This is a genomic window from Pseudomonas sp. ACN8, assembly GCF_002303925.1.
Classification (GTDB): domain Bacteria; phylum Pseudomonadota; class Gammaproteobacteria; order Pseudomonadales; family Pseudomonadaceae; genus Aquipseudomonas.
This window is the reverse complement of sequence record NZ_MRCS01000118.1, coordinates 1-1,239: the sequence shown is the minus strand read 5'-3', so window position 1 is coordinate 1,239 and position 1,239 is coordinate 1. Positions and strand designations below refer to the sequence as shown.

General features: G+C 50.3%; 2 protein-coding genes. Both read right to left on the bottom strand.

Annotation, left to right across the window (positions count from 1 at the left end):
- Nucleotides 1-730 (bottom strand): DUF6708 domain-containing protein (locus tag BSF44_RS29190; protein WP_141250120.1); only part of this gene is annotated, 730 nt, incomplete at its 3' end.
- 20 nt (nucleotides 731-750) lie between these two features.
- On the bottom strand, nucleotides 751-1,239 hold a 489-nt coding region (locus tag BSF44_RS30490), incomplete at its 5' end, for a hypothetical protein (RefSeq protein ID WP_172435423.1).

Genomic DNA, 1,239 nt, shown 5'->3' with positions numbered 1-1,239 from the left:
CCTCTTCCATGTAGCGCCGGATGTATTCCCAGAACGCCAAGAGTTCGGAGGCGTTACGGGTTGGCTTGCCCACGAAGGTGATTTCGAAGTCGTCCTTGAGATGGCCGTCGGCGTCACGGACGGAGTGGGTTTCTTTGTCCCATCCCAGCATGACGAAGCCTCCCGTGCCGTCCAGTTCGGACATCTTCGGGTTGATGCAGACTTCGGCGGTGTCCCAGTCCAAGGCGACAATGCCTCCCAAGTGTTTGGGGCGAAGCAGGTAGATCTTGCGGGTGACGCGGTTGAAGCGGACGATCAGGCGCCGGGCGGTGAATGCTTCGAGTCGTAAGTAGCGAAAGACGTATTTTATGTATAGATACAGAGAAGTTATAGGAATTAATGGAATGATATGCAGGGAAATAAAATCAGTAATGCTGAGCGGGATGCTCTCGGAACCTTTGTGCTCGTTCCAGTAGTACATCGTGAGAAAATAAAATGCAAGGACGAGCATCCATAGTAGTCCTACGCCGCCGCCGCCGGCTATCAATGTTATCAGTCCGCGCTTCTCATCGTTTGGAGTGCGGACATCAATGTAGGTGGAATTGTAGTCGTAAAGGGACTGGTTATCTGTAATTGCTTTCGAGACGGCCTGTGATACGCGGATTGGAGGCAGCTTTTCTTCGTTCGCTATTTGTTGGTCAGCTTCTTTCGCCAATGCTTCGTAATCAGTCGTCGCACGTCCGTCATACATGAGCCATTCAAAAAAATACATTAGAGGGTTGCCTCGATAGCTTTGTGGAAATTTATCAGTTCTTGCTCTACGGATTTTGGAGTTCCATTGTCTCGATCTTTTCGAAAAGTACAGTGGTTCAAGTAATTCTGAAGCTCATTGGGGAGCAGCATTTCTAACGCGACGGAAGCTGCGAAAATCACCAAATTGATTCGTATGCACCAACGCAGCATAAAAGCCATTCTCAATGCAAGCTGTGTAGACGTCTTATAGGTGAATGTCAGAAAGCGGTTACGTCCATGTATTTTAATTAAGCGTTGGAGGTATGGGCCTGCTGCTGCCAACCCGATCGCTGCAGACAAGAATGCCGCGCTAACTTGGGCGGCAGCACGCATGGAATATACTAAGGCTAACGAGTGGTTTCCTCGAAGATGGGCTTTTTTGGCGTCGGCTAGATCAAAGGACATACCAGCAAGGGCCGCTCCCCCCGCCAACACCCCCGCCATCAACTTCAACTGACTCCCCATCAC